The 21,272-nt window shown below is 37.1% G+C and carries 25 protein-coding genes; 10 read left to right on the plus strand and 15 right to left on the minus strand.

Annotated elements, in window-relative coordinates:
* Window positions 1-14: 14 nt before the first annotated feature.
* Together ptsP and MJX77_RS13445 are read right to left on the minus strand one after the other, a co-directional pair.
* Entirely contained in the window at window positions 15-2,870 is a 2,856-nt protein-coding gene (ptsP, locus tag MJX77_RS13440; protein WP_252059342.1) for a phosphoenolpyruvate--protein phosphotransferase, read from the minus strand.
* 323 nt (window positions 2,871-3,193) lie between these two features.
* Window positions 3,194-4,051, minus strand: coding sequence for an alpha/beta hydrolase family protein (locus tag MJX77_RS13445; protein WP_252059343.1), 858 nt, complete (start codon window positions 4,049-4,051; stop codon window positions 3,194-3,196).
* 142 nt (window positions 4,052-4,193) lie between these two features.
* On the opposite strand from MJX77_RS13445, the gene MJX77_RS13450 reads away from it, so the two are divergent.
* A complete protein-coding gene (locus tag MJX77_RS13450; RefSeq protein WP_252059344.1) occupies window positions 4,194-4,649 on the plus strand; it encodes a hypothetical protein in 456 nt (151 codons plus the stop codon).
* A 25-nt stretch (window positions 4,650-4,674) separates the two neighbouring features.
* Here MJX77_RS13450 and MJX77_RS13455 read toward each other — a convergent pair whose 3' ends face one another.
* The 3 genes from MJX77_RS13455 to brnQ form a co-directional block, all read right to left on the minus strand.
* Window positions 4,675-4,929, minus strand: a complete 255-nt coding sequence (locus MJX77_RS13455) for a hypothetical protein (RefSeq protein WP_004791919.1) — start codon at window positions 4,927-4,929, stop codon at window positions 4,675-4,677.
* A 266-nt stretch (window positions 4,930-5,195) separates the two neighbouring features.
* Window positions 5,196-5,615 (minus strand): GlcG/HbpS family heme-binding protein, encoded by a 420-nt coding sequence (locus MJX77_RS13460; protein WP_174746689.1) that lies wholly within the window; start codon window positions 5,613-5,615, stop codon window positions 5,196-5,198.
* 190 nt (window positions 5,616-5,805) lie between these two features.
* Window positions 5,806-7,107, minus strand: coding sequence for a branched-chain amino acid transport system II carrier protein (brnQ, locus tag MJX77_RS13465; RefSeq protein ID WP_013197634.1), 1,302 nt, complete (start codon window positions 7,105-7,107; stop codon window positions 5,806-5,808).
* 354 nt (window positions 7,108-7,461) lie between these two features.
* Here brnQ and map point away from each other — a divergent pair, with 354 nt between their 5' ends.
* Window positions 7,462-8,256, plus strand: a complete 795-nt coding sequence (map, locus tag MJX77_RS13470; RefSeq protein WP_005306198.1) for a type I methionyl aminopeptidase — start codon at window positions 7,462-7,464, stop codon at window positions 8,254-8,256.
* A gap of 43 nt (window positions 8,257-8,299) precedes the next feature.
* Here map and MJX77_RS13475 read toward each other — a convergent pair whose 3' ends face one another.
* The gene (locus tag MJX77_RS13475) at window positions 8,300-9,199 is read right to left on the minus strand and encodes a LysR family transcriptional regulator (RefSeq protein WP_005306196.1); all 900 of its coding nucleotides are present in this window, start codon (window positions 9,197-9,199) and stop codon (window positions 8,300-8,302) included.
* Between the two features lie 244 nt (window positions 9,200-9,443).
* Between MJX77_RS13475 and MJX77_RS13480 the strand changes: the two genes are divergently transcribed.
* Window positions 9,444-9,767, plus strand: a complete 324-nt coding sequence (locus MJX77_RS13480; RefSeq protein WP_252059345.1) for a hypothetical protein — start codon at window positions 9,444-9,446, stop codon at window positions 9,765-9,767.
* 48 nt (window positions 9,768-9,815) lie between these two features.
* On the opposite strand, the gene grxD is transcribed toward MJX77_RS13480, so the two are convergent.
* Window positions 9,816-10,157: a Grx4 family monothiol glutaredoxin gene (gene grxD, locus MJX77_RS13485; RefSeq protein WP_004791933.1), complete on the minus strand. Its 342-nt coding sequence runs from the start codon at window positions 10,155-10,157 to the stop codon at window positions 9,816-9,818.
* A gap of 227 nt (window positions 10,158-10,384) precedes the next feature.
* On the opposite strand from grxD, the gene MJX77_RS13490 reads away from it, so the two are divergent.
* Window positions 10,385-11,593, plus strand: coding sequence for an aspartate aminotransferase family protein (locus tag MJX77_RS13490; protein ID WP_252059346.1), 1,209 nt, complete (start codon window positions 10,385-10,387; stop codon window positions 11,591-11,593).
* Between the two features lie 51 nt (window positions 11,594-11,644).
* On the opposite strand, the gene MJX77_RS13495 is transcribed toward MJX77_RS13490, so the two are convergent.
* The 3 genes from MJX77_RS13495 to MJX77_RS13505 all read right to left on the minus strand — a co-directional run bounded on the left by MJX77_RS13495 (window position 11,645) and on the right by MJX77_RS13505 (window position 13,241).
* Window positions 11,645-12,076 carry a CBS domain-containing protein gene (locus MJX77_RS13495; protein WP_004791938.1) on the minus strand — a complete coding sequence of 144 codons (432 nt, stop codon included), beginning with the start codon at window positions 12,074-12,076 and terminating at the stop codon, window positions 11,645-11,647.
* Between the two features lie 144 nt (window positions 12,077-12,220).
* Window positions 12,221-12,595, minus strand: coding sequence for a DUF2750 domain-containing protein (locus MJX77_RS13500; protein ID WP_005306184.1), 375 nt, complete (start codon window positions 12,593-12,595; stop codon window positions 12,221-12,223).
* A gap of 412 nt (window positions 12,596-13,007) precedes the next feature.
* Complete coding sequence (locus tag MJX77_RS13505; RefSeq protein ID WP_107880814.1) at window positions 13,008-13,241, minus strand: SEL1-like repeat protein; 234 nt, start codon at window positions 13,239-13,241, stop codon at window positions 13,008-13,010.
* Window positions 13,242-13,457: 216 nt separating this feature from the next.
* On the opposite strand from MJX77_RS13505, the gene MJX77_RS13510 reads away from it, so the two are divergent.
* The 6 genes from MJX77_RS13510 (at window position 13,458) to MJX77_RS13535 (ending at window position 17,760) form a co-directional block, all read left to right on the plus strand.
* The gene (locus MJX77_RS13510) at window positions 13,458-13,817 is read left to right on the plus strand and encodes a hypothetical protein (RefSeq protein ID WP_004791942.1); all 360 of its coding nucleotides are present in this window, start codon (window positions 13,458-13,460) and stop codon (window positions 13,815-13,817) included.
* A 104-nt stretch (window positions 13,818-13,921) separates the two neighbouring features.
* Complete coding sequence (locus MJX77_RS13515; protein WP_005306180.1) at window positions 13,922-14,248, plus strand: hypothetical protein; 327 nt, start codon at window positions 13,922-13,924, stop codon at window positions 14,246-14,248.
* A 120-nt stretch (window positions 14,249-14,368) separates the two neighbouring features.
* Entirely contained in the window at window positions 14,369-15,481 is a 1,113-nt protein-coding gene (ftsY, locus tag MJX77_RS13520; protein ID WP_107880813.1) for a signal recognition particle-docking protein FtsY, read from the plus strand.
* Between the two features lie 188 nt (window positions 15,482-15,669).
* Window positions 15,670-16,266: a nitroreductase family protein gene (locus tag MJX77_RS13525; RefSeq protein WP_009392698.1), complete on the plus strand. Its 597-nt coding sequence runs from the start codon at window positions 15,670-15,672 to the stop codon at window positions 16,264-16,266.
* A gap of 219 nt (window positions 16,267-16,485) precedes the next feature.
* A complete protein-coding gene (locus tag MJX77_RS13530; protein ID WP_199987652.1) occupies window positions 16,486-17,157 on the plus strand; it encodes a YccT family protein in 672 nt (223 codons plus the stop codon).
* Window positions 17,158-17,235: 78 nt separating this feature from the next.
* Window positions 17,236-17,760 carry a GNAT family N-acetyltransferase gene (locus tag MJX77_RS13535; RefSeq protein ID WP_199944489.1) on the plus strand — a complete coding sequence of 175 codons (525 nt, stop codon included), beginning with the start codon at window positions 17,236-17,238 and terminating at the stop codon, window positions 17,758-17,760.
* A gap of 12 nt (window positions 17,761-17,772) precedes the next feature.
* Here the strand turns inward: MJX77_RS13535 and MJX77_RS13540 are convergent, their stop codons facing one another.
* The 5 genes from MJX77_RS13540 to cydP are packed head-to-tail and all read right to left on the minus strand — an operon-like array spanning window position 17,773 to window position 21,107.
* Entirely contained in the window at window positions 17,773-18,072 is a 300-nt protein-coding gene (locus MJX77_RS13540; RefSeq protein WP_004791954.1) for a cyd operon YbgE family protein, read from the minus strand.
* Entirely contained in the window at window positions 18,073-18,174 is a 102-nt protein-coding gene (cydX, locus tag MJX77_RS13545) for a cytochrome bd-I oxidase subunit CydX (RefSeq protein ID WP_000270276.1), read from the minus strand. It lies immediately after the preceding gene.
* A 10-nt stretch (window positions 18,175-18,184) separates the two neighbouring features.
* On the minus strand, window positions 18,185-19,330 hold the full coding sequence (gene cydB / locus MJX77_RS13550; protein ID WP_151822784.1) for a cytochrome d ubiquinol oxidase subunit II: 1,146 nt from the start codon (window positions 19,328-19,330) through the stop codon (window positions 18,185-18,187).
* Window positions 19,327-20,913 carry a cytochrome ubiquinol oxidase subunit I gene (locus MJX77_RS13555; RefSeq protein ID WP_049836858.1) on the minus strand — a complete coding sequence of 529 codons (1,587 nt, stop codon included), beginning with the start codon at window positions 20,911-20,913 and terminating at the stop codon, window positions 19,327-19,329. The genes cydB and MJX77_RS13555 overlap by 4 nt, the downstream gene beginning before the upstream one ends.
* Window positions 20,913-21,107, minus strand: coding sequence for a cytochrome oxidase putative small subunit CydP (gene cydP, locus MJX77_RS13560; protein ID WP_005306157.1), 195 nt, complete (start codon window positions 21,105-21,107; stop codon window positions 20,913-20,915). The genes MJX77_RS13555 and cydP overlap by 1 nt, the downstream gene beginning before the upstream one ends.
* Window positions 21,108-21,272: the final 165 nt, after the last annotated feature.

The raw sequence follows: 21,272 nt of genomic DNA on the forward strand, positions 1-21,272 counted from the left end.
ACTGTTCCTAATCTTTAGATTTCTTGTTCGGATAACTGACGTACAGCAATGGCGCTTTCACATTCTAGTGCGCGTTTTGCAAGCGCTTGAGCTTGGCTGTAGTTAAGTGTACGAATTTGGGCTTTTACTAAAGGAATACTATTTGGAGACATGCTGAGCTCATCTACGCCTAATCCCATAAGAATCGGTACAGCTTTTGGATCAGCTGCGAGTTCTCCGCAGATACCCACCCATTTGCCATGTTTGTGCGCAGCTTTTACAGTGTGTTCAATCAATTGCAAAATACTTGGGTGGAGGCCATCTGCTTCAGCCGAGAGGATAGGGTGACCACGGTCAATAGCTAAAGTATATTGGGTTAAATCATTTGTTCCTATACTGAAAAAGTCCACTTCTTGAGCAAGAATAGGCGCAAGTAAAGCAGCAGAAGGAACTTCTATCATAATACCAACTTGTAAGTCAGCGCATGGATGTGCAGCTTTAACTTCATCCAGAATAGCTTTGGCAGCACGCCATTCTTCCACACGGCCAATCATTGGAAACATGATTCGTAAAGGACGATCATCTGCGGCTTTAAGCAAAGCGATAAGTTGTTGACGTAACAGCTCTGGCTGTCTTAATGTCAAACGGATACCTCTTAAGCCTAAAAATGGATTTTCTTCTTCAGCAATTGGAAGGTAAGGAAGTGGTTTGTCACCACCTACATCAAGAGTACGTACTACAAGTGGGCGACCAGCGAGGGAATCTAGCACAACACGATAATCTGCTTCTTGGGTAGCTTCACTTGGAGCACTACTATGAGCCATAAAAACAAGCTCTGTTCTAAGTAAGCCAATTGCTTCTGCGCCACATTCAACTGCGTGTGCTGTAGCTTGAACTTTTCCTAAATTTGCAGCAACTTCAATTTGATGTTGATCTAGGGTAATCGCAGGTTCTTGGCTGTGACGTTCAGCCTCTTCACGAATTTTTTCTTGAAGCTCTCGTTCTTGTTTTGCTTGTTCGATTTGCTGAGTGTTCGGGTTTAATACAAAAGTTCCTGTGTCTCCATTAATTAAAAGAGAACTCTTTTGTTCAATCTCTAGTACTTGCTCACCAGCACCAACAATTGCAGGAATACCTAAAGCACGAGCAACAATAGCGCTATGTGCACTTGCACCGCCTACAGCTGTCAAAATGCCCGCTACTCGATCTTTATTAAGGCGAGCCACATCACTAGGGCCCACATCATACATGATCAAAATATAAGGCTCTTTAGGCTCTTCGATAATAACTTCACCACAGAGCTGTGCTAAAACCCGATCACCAATATCACGTAAGTCTGTAGCACGCTCAGCCAGTAATCGGTCTGGTAAAGCTGCTTGCTCTTTAGCTGCTGCTTCAATATGTTCATGCCAAGCAGCAGGAGCAGAAAGGTTTAAGTTAATCTTTTGATAAACACCATTAATAAGATCTGGGTCGTCTAGCATTTCCAAATGCGCTTGGAAAATTTGCTTAATTTCAGCTACTTCAGATTTTGCAATAACTTGGTGAATATTGTTTTTAACTGCGTGAAGAGCAATATCAAGTTTTTCTTTTTCTGCTTTAACGCTTAAACCCATACGTTCATATTGGTAAACCTTAGGTTTGATGACATGTACGGGGCCAAAAGCTAGACCACTAGAAGCTGGAATACCTGTATTTGTACTCAATGTTTTCGGGTGTGATTTTACTGTTTGAGGCGATTGAGCTTCTTGGGTATCTGAAGATTGAATAGGTTCAACTTCTTCTCCTAAGCCTTCTTGCACGGCCTGAATAACTTTATCTAAAGCTTCAACAGCATCTGTTTCTGGCTCGGCAATAAAACGTAAAGTTTGACCACGTTTACATCCTAAAGCCAAGAGGCGCGTCAAACTTTTGGCCGAAACAAAATTACCATCGTCCACCGCGACCTGAATATCACCTTGAAAACTTTTAGTTAAGTTTACTAGATGAGTCGCTGGTCGAGCATGTAATCCATGGGCATTGGCTAATACAACCGAACGATGAGGCCAATCTGGAATAACATCTGCACCAATAATTTTAGCAATCTCATTTGGTGCTTGTGTTTGATCTAGCTGTGCGACTTGTTCTGGGTTAAATAAAATATCAATCAGTCGGTTAAATCTTTGGCTATCTAACTGCTCATTGGCAGCAATACAGACGAGAGTATTTAGTTTTTGCCCATTTACATTTAAAGCATGGCGTGGTTTTACAATACTGATTGCTGGTTGTTGAACAAACTTACTGCTAGAAATAGACCAGATCTGGTCTTGTAACTGGATAACTTGATCTGGCTCAAGTGAGCTTAAAAAACCACATTTTACGAAATTATGTTTTTTGAGAATTTGAGAGGCTGACCACAATAAGTCTTCGATATCTTGAGATTCAATTTCAGTTTGAATTAAATTTTCATGCAGGGTTAAGGATAGGGGTTGAGCTTGTAATAGTTCAATAATTTGCTCAGGTTGCGTCGCATTTTTTACTTGTTCACTTACATCCTGCATTAACGCTCTAGTTAATATTTGTAGTACTTGTAAATGTTCATCAGATTTTGCTGCAATAACAACAGCTAAATAAATCGTGTTTTCCCCATCCCAGATTATTCCTTCAGGGAAGTGAGCTAACCGAATACCTGTTTCTAAAATAAATTCACGAGATTGTGGCGTACCATGTGGAATAGCAATACCTTGGCCTAAATAGGTAGCGCTTTGTTGTTCACGATTGATGAGTCCTGTTATATATTCAGGCGTAACTAACCCATCTTTTACTAATATATCTACTAGACACTGTAATGCATGCTTTTTATCAACAGCATGTTGATTCATATGAATATGTCGAGGCTCGAGTGCTAGCATACTTATCCTTGAACAATTTCTTAGGTTTTAACTAAAACAGAAAAAAAGAAGCTGTTTGTATTAAAATAGGTTGGTTTACCTGTTTTTAAACAACAGCTTCAGACAAATTACCATAGCAGAACTTTAAATTTATATCGACGTATTTACGTAAATAATGCTTATTAAAAATACAAAGGAATCACGACTTAATATATTTTAGTTTCTTATGGTAACTATAAATTTAATAAAGTTATTTTATAAAAAGGGGGCTGCTAATAATAAAAAAAACCTCTACACCGGATTACGGGCATAGAGGCAAAAACTAAATGATAGAATTTAAATTACTATTGAATTTCTTGCTCTAAGACTGACCACAGCTTTTGATGTGATTTTTTAAACATTAACATGTGGCCGATTGATTTATAGCCGAGTTTTGTCGGGTTCAGTTCTAGCATTTTAGTAGATGCATTCGGGTATAAACTTAATAAATCTGCAACGTTGTGTTGAGTCGCAATTTCATCATCACTTGCCCAAATTGAAGTAATAGGGCAAATAATTTCACTATGAAAGTCATGAAAAATAGTTTTACCAATAGCATTTTTCACATAGCCGGGTTGACTACAAAACTCTCTCCACTGTTGTGCGACTTTTTTAGGCAAGTTTTCACCCATTCCAATAAATTGAGTAGCACCATAGCCTTTTAAAGTACTCGTAATTGGAAAGATAACGTTAAACATGACAGGGGCTAGAAATTTTGTTTTACCTTTAAGTCCTTTTACATGGCCTGTAGAGCCTGCCACTGCAACAACTTTTGCTACTTTATGAAAATTTGGCACAATCCCTAACAGTTGCCCACCCGCACTATGGCCAAGAAGAGTAACTTTTTCTGCTTGGGTTTTTTCTAATAAAGTTTCAATTGCACAAGGGATATCAAGCGTTCCCCAATCATTGATACTCGCTGTACTTTGCTTTAACGGCCCATGCAATGAATCTCCAATTCCACGGAAATCAAAGCTTAATACATCATAGCCTTGCTGGCTTAACCATGTAGCAAAAGAATGATAAAAGTTTTTGGTAATACCTGTTGCTGGACAAATCAAAACAGGATGTACCGATTTCTTTGATTGAGTTGGATAAAATTGTGCAGCAAGTTGATAACCATCTTCGCAGGTCATCCAAAATGATTCAAAAGTGTTATCCATAATATTACGTAATGATTGGCTTATTAATGACTTTAATTTACATGAGTTCCAAAACGATACTTGATTGAAATGTGACTATAAAGTCAAGATTTGTGCTATACAGCTCATTAAATTTTAATAAAACGAATAATTGGAAAAAAAGATGGATTTACCGAAAGCTGTACAGTTAGCAATTGTGTTTAGTGGCATATTTTTATGGGTAGGAATGTTCACGGGGGTGTGGAAGTATTGGCAAATACGCCGTTCAGAGTTACATCGTGCCCACTATTATGTTGACATTGCTCATCGCAGTAGCTTGCTATATGCGGCTGCTAGTCTCATTCTTGCTGTATTAAGCTATTTTACTGTTTTAAATGAAAATGTTGCTTTGTGGTGTGTGTTAGCTAATATTTTCTTTTTTAGCTTTTCAATATTGGTTTATATCATACATGGATGTTTACAGGACACGACAAATCAATTCAAAACGCCACATCGGTTGGGCAGATTTAATTTACCTTCGTGGATAATGTCTTTAATGATGGTGGGATTAATTGTGACTGAATTATTGGCTACAGCTATCTTAATTATTGGAACAATTTTTTTATTTATAGGTGTATAAAAATGGATGATTACTCATCCATTTTTTAAGAATTCAAATTTTGTTGACTAAGACGTCTTTTAGCTAGTTTTCGCATCTTATGATCGACAAAGGCCCACACACAAAATATGAAAGAAACGACCATCGCATACATAAAGTATTCGGGCTTCAGATTTCCTTTAATCATACCTTGAAACAGTAAAGTCAGCATAAGAGCAAGCGGTGTTACTCCATAAACAACTGAATCTTTGCTGTTCAGAGTGTTAATGAAGACTTGTTTGTTGAAATGTAATGATAACATCTCCATCCCTCCTTGTGGTTGCGCTAAAACCTAATGTTTTAGTCAAGAATAAGTTTTAAGTTTAATGTTGTACTGCTATTTTTGATTCAGTTCAATAGCAAATAGAAAATTTTTTGAACAGTTTTATAAAAACCTCTATATTTATAAAGGTTTAAGGTATTAAAAAAGTAAATGTTTAATATTTTTGTATGAAATACTTATTCTTTTAGAAAAGAGAAATTATTTAAATGAAAAGTATATTAATTTCTCTTTCCTATGGTTTTGCTTTAGCTATTATATTTTTTTAAAAAACTATCGATCGCATGTTGAGCAATTTCTGCATCTTCAAAAGATTGAACACCCGATACACCAATAGCCCCTAAAATTTCACCTTCATAAATAATCGGTATTCCACCTTCTAACATCCCTTGAGCACTAGGCATACTTAAGAAACCCAGACGCCCACTTTTTAGAAGTTCTTCGTAAAATTTTGACGGTCTACCTGATATTGAAGCGCATTTTGCTTTTTCTAGGCATAGATGTGTAGTTAGAGGAGAAGCACCATCTAATCGTTTCATGAATAATAGAGAGCTTGTTTCATCAACAATCGCAATGCTGACTTTAAAGTTGTGTTCAATTGCATATTTTTGAGCTTCTTCCATTAAAAACTCTGCATCTGCTAATGTTAGGTAATATTTAGTTTTCATTGTTGCTCTTCTTTCCTGAGTAGCTAAAAATTATTTTAGTGTAATTTTACAGTAAAAATTAATTATATCTATAGTTGATTTGTCATTAAAAACTAGTGTGGAAATAAAATGCTGGTTGGGTAAACACAGCATTCTATTCAATATATAAAATCATGTTTGGATAAAACTCGATTTCAAAAAAGTCACTAGATTAAATGCTTTTGAATTTAACTTTGTCGATAAGTACGGTAACTGCAAGAACAACTAAAGATGGGATCAACCAAGCTAAGTTTTGTTCATTTAATGGTAAATGCTGAAGAAATTCAGGTAAATAATTGCTGAAGCCTGCAACTTTAAGACCATCGATAATACCGAAAATTAAAGCAATACTTGTTACTGAACCGACAATGAAAGAAGGCTTGTGCCAAAATTTCCAGAAGAAGCTCAGCATAATCACCACAATTGCTGGTGGATAGATTGCACTTAAGACAGGTACTGAAATAGCAATCAGTTTAGTTAGGCCAAGATTCGAAATAATGAAAGAGAAACCAACTAAAATAAATACTAAAAGCTTATATGGTAATTTCGTTAACTGAGCAAAGTACTCACCACACGCACAAGTTAAGCCAATTGCTGTAACCATACATGCTAAAAAGATTAGTCCAGTTAAGAATAATGAACCCATATTTCCAAAAGCATGTTGTACATATGCATGTAAAATTACTGCGCCATTTGCTGCATTTGGTGCTACTTCATGGCTACCTAAACCTAATTTGAATAAGCTTAAATATACTAAAGTAAGGCCAACACCTGAAATGAGACTGGCAATAATTGCATATTTGGTGACTAACTTTTTATCAGTAACGCCGCGAGAGTAAATCGCTTGAATAATAACGATACCAAATACTAGTGCACCTAACGTATCCATAGTGAGATAACCGTTTACGAAACCCTCTGAAACCGGAGATGTGACGTAATGGTTGATCGGAGCCGGTACGTAACCCGCAGGAATCATCACTGCTGCAATACCTAAAATTGCTAAAGCAATAATTTTTAGTGGGGCAAGTACATGTCCTACAGTATCCAATAACTTGTTTGGATAAAGTGAAACTACAGTTACAAATGAAAAATAAATTGCGCTATAGATTAAAAGACTGCTACTTGAGGTTCCAAAATAAGAGGAAAAACCAATTTCATAAGAAACAGTAGCTGTACGTGGGGTAGCAAATAGAGGGCCGACTGATAAATAACAAACAACAGTTAAAATCAGACTTGCTACTCGACCTAAGGGAGAGCTAATAATTTCAATGGAACCCTGCATACGAGAGAGTGCCATGATGGTAATTACAGGTAAGCCGACAGCTGTAATTAAAAAGCCTAGTGCAGCTAACCATACATGCTCACCAGCTTGTTGAGCAACGATGGGAGGAAAGATAATATTGCCAGCCCCAATAAAAAGAGCAAAGGTCATAAAACCTAAGGCAATAATATCTCCGGTACGAAGATGTTGCATAAATTAAAGTTAATAAAAAAAGAAGGAATTTTAGAGCAAAAGTAATCATGATCAAGCGCTAATTTATGGGAAAAAGCTTTTTTTCAGGTGGTTAAAACCATATATAGTGTTATAAGCGTTTGTTTGGTTAAAGTATGTACTTGAAAAGCCATAAAAAGGAGAAAAGAACTTCTTTTTAAGTTCTGACTTTTTATAAAAAATATGTAAGAATAAAAACATAAATTTTTATTGTGAATGCCGAATATTTAAGCATTTTAGGCTTTTGGTCTGACTTATATTCATCCTAAAATATTTTGAATTACCTTAGGTTTTTGTAGGGAAGGGCATGTTTCTTGTCTGCGAGGATAGAATTGAATGAGAGCTTCTACTGTTACCATTAAAACTGAACAAGATCTGGAAAAGTTAAGAGTTTCTGGACGCTTGGCTGCACAAGTTTTAGAAATGATAGAGGCCTATATTAAACCAGGCGTATCTACTGAGTATTTAGATAACCTCTGTAATGACTATATTGTAAATAATTTAAAAGTTATTCCTGCTAATGTGGGATATCACGGTTTTACAAAAACGATATGTACTTCAGTCAATGAAGTTGTTTGCCATGGCATACCATCGCCGAATAAAATTTTAAAAGATGGCGATATTATTAATATTGATGTCGCAATTATTAAAGATGGTTATTTTGGTGATACGAGCCGCATGTATTTTGTGGGTAATGTAAATCCACAAGCAAAAAAATTAGTTGATACAACTTATGAAGCGATGGTTGCAGGTATTCACACTGTTAAGCCAGGAGCTACATTAGGTGATATTGGCTATGCTATTCAGTCGGTTGCTCATCGAGAAGGCTATAGTATTGTTCGAGAATATTGTGGACATGGGATTGGTAAGGTCTATCATGAACAACCTAATGTTTTGCATTATGGGCAGCGTGGGCAAGGTTTGGTCTTAAAGAAAGGAATGGTTTTTACCATTGAGCCAATGGTAAATGCAGGTAGACCGCAAGTGAAAGAGTTAAATGATGGGTGGACCGTTATTACTCAAGATCATTCATTATCTGCTCAATGGGAACATATGGTTGCAGTAACAGATACTGGTTTTGAACTATTAACCCCATGGCCTGAAGGTGTGGGAAGCTATCCTGCAATTTGAAAAATATAAAAAAAAGTTCGATAAATTATCGAACTTTTTTATTTTAACGCTCAGAAAGATTTTCTACTAAATAATCAATAAATACTCGAACAGCAGGTAGTAATCCTCGGCGTGATGGATATACGGCATGGAATATACCGTGAGCTGCTTTCCAATCTGGCAAGATTTGTACAAGCTGCCCCGATTTCACAAAATCTTCAGCCGCTGTGTCAGGTAACAATGCAATACCACAATTTTGACTCGCAAGTTGGGCGAGCATATAGATATTTGTTCCCATTACTGTTGGGCTAACTTTCACTTTTTTCTGTTGATTGTCAGGTCCATGTAGGATGAATTGTTGATCGAGATGCTCTTCAGACAAACTTAAAATACGGTGTTCACTGAGTTGCTCAGGATTTTTTATATCCCCAAACTCATTTAAATAGGCCTGACTTGCGAATAGGCTTTGTTCTATAAGCGCAAACTGTCTAAGAACTAAACTTGGATCGTCATCTAGTTTTGAGCGAACTCGTAACGCGATATCAATCCCTTCATTAATCACATCTACTCGACGGTTACTGACCATCAGTTGCAAACGAATTTCTGGATATTTTTTTAAGAAAGCAGGTAGGATTTTTGGAAGTTGATTTTGAGCAATATCAACAGGAACGCTAACCTTCACTACACCTCTAGGTTGAATACTTAAATGATCAACCAAATCATGGGCAGCTTGAGCAGCATTCATCATGACTTGAGCGTGTCTGTAAATATCCATCCCAATATCTGTAACAGCAAAATGACGAGAACTACGTTGGATTAAGCGGACCCCCAAGTTTTCCTCTAAGCTGTAAACGCGGCGACTTAATTTTGATTTTGGTATATCCGTTACACGCTCAGCAGCACTAAAGCCACCATGCTCAACAACAAGAGCAAAACAATAAAAGTCATCAAGATCGGTGAGCATTAAAATATCCTATTTCTGCAACAACCATGATTCTACATTATTATTTTTGCAACGATAATTCTTATACTAAATTTTTTGTAAGTGGGGGATAAATTCATTACTCATTGCTAGAAATGGTTTTTTGAAATTATATTGTAATTACGTTGTGTATTTAATGTATGTATATAAAAAGGATTTATAGTCTATCTATAGAACTATTTATCAATCTCTTCTACACTATATTTTTCTCTACTTTTCAAATCTAATGCCTTATCAATTGATAGAACTTAACGATGCCTCTGCAAATATTGACTGTCCATTTTGCAAACAAGCGATAATTGACTGGGCACAAGAACAGTATGTTCAGCCATGTGAACATACTTTATTTATTGCGATGGACTTGGGCTTTGAATTTGTTGCAGATCGATTTGAAGAGTGCATGAACCAGAGCGTGGATGAGTTACACGAAGATCCAAACATGAATATTTTTGAAGCTCTAACGACAACAAGCTATGAAAATTTGATTGTTTTAAAATCTGATTTAGGTGTGGAAGGTTTGTTTCGCTATGTTGGGGTAAGCGATCTTTAAAATTAAGAGCATAAAAAAAGCCAATCTATTGATTGGCTTTTTTATTATTTACGCTTCTGGTGCAGCGCTATATTGTTCAACTAATGGTTTTAATTCACCATTTTGGAACATTTCTAGCATAATATCGCTACCGCCAATAAGTTCGCCATTTACCCAAAGTTGCGGGAATGTAGGCCAATTCGCAATTGCTGGTAACATTGCACGAATATCAGGATTTTCCAGAATATTTACATATGCAAATGGACGACCAATTTGACTGAGCGCCTCTACAGCACGTGCAGAGAAACCACATTGTGGAAACTGTGGAGTGCCTTTCATGTAAAGTAAAACGGGATGCTTCGCAATTTGATCGCGGATTAACGCTTCAGTATCACGTGCTTGTTCAGTCATAAATAGATCCTCAACTAATCTAGCAGCATTATAGGGGGTGTTTATGTTGCTTTGCAAACCACCTGAATGCTTAAAGTTGCATTGAATATTCAATATTTTATTGTATAAACCGAAGTGATAGCGAAAAGCGGACGAAATTTTAGATAAATGATTGATGAGACTTTTCATCAGAGCCAGTTTTTGTTTATATAAACCCTTCTAAAAACCTCATACAGACAGAGTTCGTTATGACTGATATTACCCTAGCTCCAATACAACCTGATCAACCATCACACTTAATGGCTACTTATGGTCGCCAAGCGATCAGTTTTGTACGAGGCCGAGGGGCATATCTATATACTGAAGATGGTACGGAATATCTAGATGCTTTAACGGGTATTGCTGTATGTGGTTTAGGTCATGCACATCCAGTTATTGCAGAAGCAATTGCAGAACAAGCTGTAACACTTGTGCATACCAGTAATTTATTTGAAATTCCTTGGCAAACTGCTGCTGCTCAGAAGCTTGCAGAGGTTTCTGGTATGGAGGAAATTTTCTTTTCAAATAGTGGTGCTGAGTCAAATGAAGGTGCGATTAAGATTGCTCGTAAATTTGGTACTCAACAAGGCGTACGTTTACCAAAGATTATTGTGGCAGAACAATCTTTTCATGGTCGTACTTTAGCAACACTTTCAGCAACTGGTAATAAGAAAGTACAAGATGGCTTTGCTCCTTTAACCAATGATTTTATTCGTGTGCCATTTGGTGATGTAGAAGCAATTCAAGAAGCTGCATTGCAGCATCCAGATATTGTTGCAATTTTGATTGAACCAATTCAAGGTGAGGGTGGTATTAATACTGCTCCTCAAGGCTTTAGCTATCTTGAAGAAGTCCGTAATATTTGTAATCAGCACAACTGGCTAATGATGTTGGATGAAATTCAAACAGGTAATGGCCGTACAGGTAAATATTTTGCATATCAGCATACCAACATTGTGCCTGATGTTTTGACGACTGCGAAAGGACTTGGGAATGGCTTTCCAGTGGGAGCAGTAATGACACAAGGTAAAGCCGTTGGTTTATTAGGACCTGGTAGTCATGGTTCCACCTATGGCGGTACTGTATTAGGTTCTCGTGTGGTTTATACGGTAATCGATACAATTCAAAAAGAAAATGCTGTAGAAAATGCGGCAGTAGTGGGGCGCTATATTGTTGATCAACTTCGCACACAGTTAGCTGACAAGAATGTTCAGGTGCGTGGTTTTGGGATGATGATAGGTATTCAATTACCTAAAGACTGTGCTGAACTCGTTGCGATTGCTCGTGATCAACACAAGCTTATTATCAACGTTACAGCAGGTTCAGTGGTTCGTCTTTTACCGCCTATTAATATGACTCAAGCACAGGCTGATGACTTATTAGAGCGTTTAGTCGCTTTGATTAATAATTATCTTTAAGTTTTGGTATTAAAAATGGGCATTTATATGCCCATTTTTTATTTCGAATAATTAACCAGAAATATACTGCTTTAACTGTTCAATTAAATTTTTCTGGTCTTCCATCGCTGCTTTTACCAAGTCACCAATAGAGATAAAACCAACTAATTTTTCATTGTCTAATACAGGTAAGTGACGTAAGTGGCGATCTGTCATAAGCTGTAAGCACTCTTCAACTGTGTTGTTTAGACTTACTGTAAGCACCTTAGATGTCATAATTTCAGCAACTGTAGTGCTATATGAAGAACGTTCCATCAGTGTCACTTTTCGCGTGTAGTCACGTTCAGATAAAATTCCGACAACTTTTTCGCCTTCAGCTACCACTAACGCACCAATTCCTTTATCAGCCATGATCTTAATCGCTTCAAGGACAGTGGCTTCAGGAGAAATTGTAAAAATATCTTGCTCTGATTTGTTTTTGATTACTTGTGCAACGATTGTCATTTCTTCTGTCCTATGTTTTATCATTTTGTTTTAAATTAGCTTGATTTTATAAAAATGCAAAGACTTGATAGTCATTCAAATACAAGTTTTACACTCAAGCGTTCAAAAAGCATTCTAATAGAGATTAAGAACCTAAAGAAAACTTTAGGCTCCTTGCCAGTGCGGCTGTTTAAAAAAGAAATGTTGCATTTGTTGTGTAGATAATTTCAACTTGCGATGAGAAGAATTAAACAAAGCTGGTGTAACGTTGAGTCGAGTTAAAGTTGGTAATAAAGACTCGTGAAAATCTTTAGGAGTAATTCTTCTAGGTTTGTAATGTGGCCAATGTTCTTTAGCGTAGCGGTGAGCTTGCAATCCATTGAGCCAAAAAGGAAAAATAAAGTCTTCTTGATCTGATTTAATTGCCCAGCCCTGATGAAATAATCCCCAGAGAACTCCGCAATACATCATGGTTCTTAAAATATAAATTTTAATCATCAAGTCTTTTGAAACCGGTTGCAGATTGCTTAAACTATTCATTGTCAATTTAATGGTTCTTAACTTATCTTGCTTATTATAGAAAAATCAGATGACATTTCAGTTTAAACAGGTATCAAATCGTAAACAAATATTCCCAGCTATAAAAAATGTCACTTGAGAACGTCAATATGATTAAGGCGTTGACATTAACGTAAGACAAATGAAGTGCATAGCAAATTATATTTATAGAATATTTTTACAGGCATAAAAAAACGCCACTTGCGCTAAGACTGAAGTGGCGAAGTAAGGCTTTATATAAATTGATAACTTTGGGTTTTTACGGGTACAAAAAACGCCACCTGAGCAAAACAAAGCGATTAAAGCTTTGGTGAAGCGCAAGAAGAGATAAGGGATGAATTGGTTTATATCAAATTTTACAGGCATAAAAAAACGCCACCTAGGTGACGTCTCTTTATGCTTGCATTGTGGCTAACTTTTGCCAATATTGTGCTTTAAGTGAGTCACGTTCAACACGGAAACCTTGATAATACAATTCTGCTAAGAATAGAGCGGCTTTACCATGCCCAGCGCGAGCAACTTCTTCTAACTGTACAACAGCATCTTGGAAATTCATTTGAGAGTGAATTGTGTTTACTGCAGTTGCATATACATGTTCTAAATCATGATGAGAGATACGTTGAATCATAGAAAACTCCTTATTGTAATTATGATTACTTTTTTCTAAAGGCTAGTGCCTTTAAATTAATTTAACTTAGAATTATTAAACTAATATTACAAATTGATGGATTTGTCAACTATTTGTCATTTCGTTTAGTTCACTATTAGGATACATGATTAAACATTATTCACAAATAATTTTGATTAAAATCAATATGAGAATAAAAGACAAGGAGAATAAAATATGACAAATACAATCGACGGCTTTGTTTTTGACACGCCTCCTAAGGAGGAACAAATCATAGAACTGGCCCATTATCACCGTAAATTATTAGATGAAGCTATCTTTCATGAGGAAATCCATTTAGGGGATTACTGTCTAGCACAGCGTAAAAGGGTGTTTGATTTTGCTGGTCATTTGGAACCGGCGCAAAAAAACTGGTTTTATCAAGTTTATGATGGGGAGCTTCGAAAAATTGCTGATGAAGACGAATTGCATCCAGCAGATGCAGAAGAAGGGTTAAGTATTTTTGCTATGTTTTTAGTCTTGGTGATTATTGCGGCAATTTTATACTTTTCCGTCATTCGTTCACTAATAAGTTAAGCATACTCATACTATCCAGTAAGGTATGATTATTAACCTTACTGGATGTTTGATCTTGTACTTATGAGTATTGAACCCTACACTACACTAATTCGAGGTAGGTCATGCTCATATTCAAACAAAATTTTCTTAAATTAAAGTCTGAGTTAAAAGTTGATCAATGTTTTAACCTATTTGTGGTTATTGTCATTGGCTGTATTTTTGTGCTGTCATATTTAGCATTACTTCGGCCTATTAGTCCGGATCAATATCAACGAATTATACAACTTTCTCATCAGGCTACTTATCCAAGAACTCAAGACATGGCTGAGTTGCTTATAGCTCAGTCAGAAATTCATCGGGCAGATTATTTAAAGTTAATGCATGCTTACCAATTTGAGGGTGCTCATATTAAGCAATATCCAGCACTCGCTCAGGAAGATACTCAGTAAATGGGTTAATCAGGCTAAATCTTGGTTTCCAAAGCTTTTTGAGCACTATTGTGGCAGGCAAAATTTTGAATTTATGCTAAACTTTATCTTTTTAAACGCGCTGCTTTTCAAGGAATCCGCATGGAGCAACAATCGAATATGCAAAATAAATTCTTGATAGATGCTGAGATCGGTGATGACGATGTCACATTACCTAATTTACCTGCTATCGATGTTCCCATCGTTGAATCTCCTGTTAAATCGCAAGAAAATATTGAAGCAGCCAAAGTTGAATTAGCTTCTTCAGAAACTGCGGTTGAACAACCAAAAACTGGTTTTTTTGGTCGGATGAAAGAGGGTTTAACCAAAACTCGTCGTAATTTCGCTGATGGTATGGTTAATATCTTGATTGGTGGAAAAGAAATTGACGATGAGTTACTCGAAGAAGTAGAAGAGCAATTATTGGTTGCAGATATTGGTGTTGAAGCAACTAAAACGATCATTACCAATTTAACAGAGCGTACCGCTCGTGGTGATTTGATCTATTCCCACTCTCTATATAAAGCGTTACAAGAAGAGTTGGTTGCTTTGTTGGCCCCACGTGTTAAACCTTTGCATATTGATCCTAACAAATCACCTTATGTGATTTTAATGGTTGGGGTAAATGGTGTTGGTAAAACCACAACTATTGGTAAATTAGCGAAACGTTTGCAAGGCGAAGGTAAAAAAGTGATGTTGGCTGCAGGGGATACGTTCCGTGCCGCAGCAACAGAACAATTGCAGATCTGGGGTGAACGTAACGATATCTCTGTGGTCGCTCAAGGTCACGGAGCTGATAGTGCTTCTGTTATTTTTGATGCTTTTGAAAGTGCTCGTGCTAAAGGAATTGACGTATTAATCGCAGATACGGCAGGTCGTTTACATAATAAGAGTAACTTGATGGAAGAACTCAAAAAAGTTAAACGTGTGATGCAAAAAATTGATGCAACTGCACCTCATGAAATTATGTTGGTAGTAGATGCGGGTACAGGGCAAAATGCGATTAACCAAGTGCAAGAGTTTGACCAAGCTGTAGGTTTAACTGGGATTACCATTACCAAACTGGATGGGACTGCGAAAGGTGGCGTGCTCTTTAATATTGCAAGTCGTACCCATGTGCCAATTCGTTTTATTGGTGTTGGTGAAAAAATTGATGATTTAAGACCATTCTCGGCGAAATCATTTGTTGCTGCACTGTTTGAAACTGATAAGTAAAACGGTTGTTAGCATTCAAAAGCTTCACTAAAACGTGAAGCTTTTTTTATATGTATATCTTTTTTTATTGTTGCGAAAATAAAACGAACTGTCATATTTTTAATGCTGATTATGAAAAATGACTTTAATACACTGTATTCATTCCCAAACAACGGCCCTTGGTCAATCAATAGGTAGGAAATAACAAAATGTCTACTTTCTTAGATAAAATTAAAAATCGTCGTACTATTTATGCAATTGGTAAAAATGTTGCATTAGATCGCACTAAAATCGAAGAAACTATTCGTGAAGCGGTTAAACATAGTCCTTCAGCTTTTAACTCGCAGTCTTCACGTGTGGTGACACTATACGGTGAATCACATGCTAAATTCTGGAATTTGGTTCGTGAAGCATTACGTAAAATTGTTCCTGCTGAAGCTTTTGCTGGTACAAACACAAAAATTGATAGTTTTGTAGCTGGCGTTGGTACGGTTCTATTTTATGAAGACCAAGCAGTTGTTAAAAGCTTACAAGAGCAATTCGAATTATATGCAGATAACTTCCCAGTATGGTCTGAACACTCAAGTGCGATTGCTCAATTTGCAACTTGGACTGCGCTTTCAGAGCTTGGTTTAGGTGCATCTTTACAGCACTATAACCCGATTGTTGATGCTGAAGCCGCTGAAGCTTTTGATGTTCCTGCAACTTGGAAACTACGTGCTCAATTAGTATTTGGTTCAGTTGAAGCACCAGCAGGCGAAAAAGCATTTATTAATGATGCTGATCGTTTCAAAACTTTCAACTAATTGAAAGCTAAAAAAGAGTACCTATTTAGGTACTCTTTTTTTATGTGTTTTTTGAATTAATAAAAAGGTTAAACCAACGGAAATTGATAAAATTCAAATGTATATTTAATAATAATAGATCGAAAAATTAATGGATCACTGCACTGTCATAAAATAGTCACAATCATATTGCATATTGCTCATGATTTAATAGCTTATCAAATATAGAGAAAGAGACAGATGACTTTAAGATTAGGTGTTGCTGCAATTGGTTTATTACTCAGTAGTTCGGTATTTTCAGCAGTTACAATTACAGCGCCAGAGGAAATTGTAATCCTTGCTGTGAATGGTCAAGAAGTCAATTCTGGGTTATTTCGTTCATCTAAAAATAATTATAAAGTTGATGCGGGTGAAACTAGCTTAAGCGTGCGCTATCAAGAATATTTTGAACATTTAAATGGTGAGCATGACATTGTTAAATCTGGTGTAGTCACAATTCAAACGCCTGCATTGCAAGATGGGAAAACTTATAAGCTTTCGATGGTAGATGTACCTAAAGATTATGAAAATGCGAAAAAATATGCTGAACAACCAACAGTTGCTTTGTACAGTGCAAATAATGAATTAATTGTGAAACAAACGGGTGCAAACAATGAAGCAAAACCATGGTTTGCAACTGGCTTGTTGGGTAAAGTAACTGACTTTACAACTAGATCATCTAAACCACAGCCTGAAGCAGTATATGCATCGGCTAAACCTACTTCCGCTCAAGTTGTTGTGCCAACTGCAACGTCTATGGCAGTAACAGGTGGAGCGCAAACGAATGATCAACGTTTAGTTGAAACTTGGCAGAAGGCTTCTAAAGCTGAGCGTCAAAAATTCATGGCATGGTTAGCTGAACAATCAAATTAATTAATTGCTATTTGAAATAAAGCCGATTTAATATCGGCTTTATTTTTAGAATTTTTATAAATAGCCTAAGTATACTTTATGAATAATTTAAAATTTCGTTTATCTTCATTTGCGGATATTCCACAGCTTGTAGATTTAATTAATAAGTCTTATCGAGAACAGCAGGGTCGAAGTTGGACAACAGAGCTCGGGTGGGTAAAAGGACTACGTATCACAGAGCATCAATTAGAGGAACAACTACAACTTGGGAATTCAACATTATTGGTAGCGGAAACTGAATTTTCTAAAATTGTTGCGTGTGTTGGGCTCACATTTGAAAATAGTCAGGTTGAGATTGGAACATTCTGTACGGATCCTCAAGTTCAAAATATGCGAGTGGGTCGGTCTGTTTTAGAATATGCAGAGCAATACGCATTGAAAGAAGATCCACATCTGACAAATGCCGTAATGCATGTACTCGATGTCCGTTCTGAATTGATAGCTTATTATGAAAGACGTGGATATGTGAAAACGGGTAATGAACAGCCATATCCAGTTGAGGCAAAGGTAGGCGTGCCAAGGGTGCCTATTAAGTTAGTTGAAATGAAAAAAGACCTCATTTGAGGTCTTTTTGATTTAGGTTAGAAACCAGATGTAATAGCCTAAAAGCATGAGAGGCCAAGCCACCCATGGGCTAAATAGCCATTTCCATAGCCAGAAGTTGGGTACGAAACCCACTCCATAAATAAAGCCACCAGAAATACCAATCATTACCAGCATAAGCTGGCTATGATTGTAGTGTCCGTTAGCATCTAGCATGAGTGAAGGATAAACCAACAAAATTGCAGCAAGAGGCAATGCCAACAGAAAAGAAAGGGCCATTGCAAATGCTTGAGCTTTTCGATGATTTGATGCTGTCATTGCTTTTGCCATCATTTATTCCTCATCTAAATTTTGATGATGTTCGATATAAAGTGCACTGAGTACGCCCGCGAAACATGCCATCAAAATGCCTAGGATCCATGCGAAATACCACATTGTGTTCTCCTTAATACAAGCTATGCGAGTTTGACTCGATGTGTTTGTTGGTAATGACTCCCCACATTTTGTAATAAGACCAACTGGTATAGATCAAAATAAGAGGAACAAAAATGCACGCAGCAACCGTCATAACGCCTAAAGTAAGGTGACTTGAGACAGCATCCCACATCGTCAAGCTCGAGTTGGGATTAATACTAGATGGAAGCAGGAACGGAAATAGAGCAAAACCAGCAGTTAAAATTGCTCCTACAATCATTAAGCTTGTACCAGTAAAACTTAAGCCCGCTTTTGCTTTTGAGGATGCAAAAATTGCAATGATGGCGCCTAATATTGCAAGAACTGGAGCAACTTTAGTCACTGGATAGGTACTGTAATTGTTCATCCAACCAGGATTGCTATTAGTCACCACTTCTTTAGCTAAAGGGTTGAGTGCAGCATTTGGATCTATGGCAACAGCATAGCTATAACCTGGCACTTGCCCGAAATAGAGCCACGCTCCAATCACAAGGAAACAAATTAAAAATATAATTGCCATAATTTGAGTGGCTTTGGCAGAGCGTTGTTTTAAAGCTTCATCTGTACGCAACATGAGCCATGCACCACCATGTGCACAAAGCATAGATAAACTCACAACACCACAAACTAGGGCAAAGGGGTTGAGAAGAGCAAAAAAACTGCCAGTATATTCAGAGCGTAACGTGTCATCTAAACTAAATGGTAAGCCCAGAAATAAGTTGCCGAACGCTACACCAAACACAAGCGCTGGAACGGCACCACCAATGCACAGGCCCCAATCCCAAGAATTACGCCACTTGGTATTATCTAGTTTAGAACGATAATCGAAGCCAACCGGTCTTAAGAAGAGGGCGAATAAAACTAATAACAGTGCCCAGTACATGCCAGAGAAGGCAACTGAATAGACCATTGGCCAAGCAGCAAATAGGGCACCGCCCGCCGTAATAAACCAGACCTGATTACCATCCCAGTGTGGTGCAATCGTGTTGATTGCAGCACGGCGTTCGCTATCAGTTTTTCCAACGAAAGGCATGAGAGCCATAGAACCCATATCGAAGCCATCAGTCAGAGCAAAGCCGATCAGTAGTACGCCAACTAACACCCACCAAATGATTTTTAATAATTCATATTCAATCATGATAAGGCCTCCCCATTAACAGCTGCTTTTGGTTCTTGCTTTTCAAAATGATATTTGCCAGTGTGCAGAGAGCTTGGCCCTAAACGAGCAAACTTGATCATTAAATACATTTCAATAATTAAAAGAGCTGTATAGAACGCTGCTAAGGCAAGAATCGAACCCCATACATCACCAGTACTTAAACTAGAAGTAGAGAGGTGGGTTGGTAAGATTTCACCAATTGACCATGGCTGACGTCCACCTTCAGCTACATACCAACCAGTTTGTGCAGCAATCCAAGGAAGTGGCAGTGCAAACAATGCATATTTAAGTAACCAAGGTTTGTTTTCAGCATTTCTTTTTGCTACAGCCCAAGTCGCTAAAATGAAAAGTAATAGCATTAAGAAGCCAGAGGCAACCATTGCGCGGAAAGAGAAAAATAGCGCTGTAACATTTGGAACAGTATCTTTTACAGCAGCTTTAATATTTTGCTCGCTTGCATCAACTACATTTGGTGCATATTTCTTAAGAAGTAGGCCATAACCTAGATCTTTTTGATTTTTCTCAAAAGAAGCCAATAACTCTGGTGAGCGATCGCCTGCACGTAATTTTTCAAGTTCAGCATAGGCAAGCATACCGTTACGAATACGGACTTCATGCTGCTGCATGAGGTCTTTAAGACCAGTAACTTCTTTGGTTGTTGAGCGAGTTGCAATTAAACCTAATGCATATGGAATTTTAACTGCATAATCTGTCCGCATTTCTTCATGATTTGGTACGCCAAACAAGGTAAACGGAGCAGGAGCAGGGTGAGTATCCCATTCTGCTTCAATCGCAGCGAGTTTAGTTTTTTGAACATCACCTAGCTCATAGCCAGATTCATCGCCTAACAAAATCACTGAAAGTGTAGATGCAAGACCGAAAATTGCAGCAATTGCAAATGAACGACGTGCAAAAGGTAGATCACGTTTTTTAAGCAAGTAGTAGCTTGAGATAGCAAGTACAAAAATTGCACCAGTTACATATCCCGCAGATACAGTGTGTACAAATTTAACCTGAGCTACAGGGTTAAAGATAAGCGCGCCGAAATCAACTAATTCCATACGCATCGTTTCAAAGTTAAATGCAGCACCTACTGGGTTTTGCATCCAACCATTCGCCACTAAAATCCAGAGCGCTGACATGTTAGAACCTAGAGCGACTAACCATGTTACGCCTAGATGCTGAACCTTAGTTAACCGGTCCCATCCAAAGAAAAATAGACCTATAAATGTCGATTCAAGGAAGAATGCCATCAGGCCTTCAATTGCTAATGGTGCACCGAAAATATCACCTACATAGTGTGAGTAATAAGCCCAGTTTGTTCCAAACTGGAACTCCATTGTTAAGCCAGTCGTAACCCCTAAAGCAAAGTTAATACCAAATAATTTTCCCCAAAATTTAGTCATATCTTTGTAAATTTCTTTACCAGAAATGACATAAGTGGTTTCCATGATGGCAAGAATAAATGCCAAACCTAAAGTTAAAGGGACGAAAAGAAAGTGATACATTGCGGTCATTGCAAATTGAAACCGCGAAAGATCAACCACGCTTTCAGAAATCATCAACGTGTCTCCTTAATGTTGGAAATGTTATCGCCAGCAATATGCTCAGCGACCTGATTGTCGAAATTTTTGGGGATGGTGGGAGCATCAAACCAAATATGTTTAATCGTTAAAAGAAGTACTATTTTTATTATTAGAATAATAGTGATTTCTTTAATTAAACGACTATTAAGATTTTTAAAATAAAGGCTCATATATTAAACCTCATTTGATAATAATTTTATTATTAATCAAAACATAATAAAAATAAACATTAAATATATTTAAAATGAATATTTAAATAATTATTTTATATAAAACAATGACTTGTTATTTTAAAATAAATATCATACTAAAATAGTTTGAATTAATTATTAATT

The sequence above is a fragment of the Acinetobacter sp. AHP123 genome (assembly GCF_023757925.1).
Taxonomy (GTDB): domain Bacteria; phylum Pseudomonadota; class Gammaproteobacteria; order Pseudomonadales; family Moraxellaceae; genus Acinetobacter; species Acinetobacter oleivorans.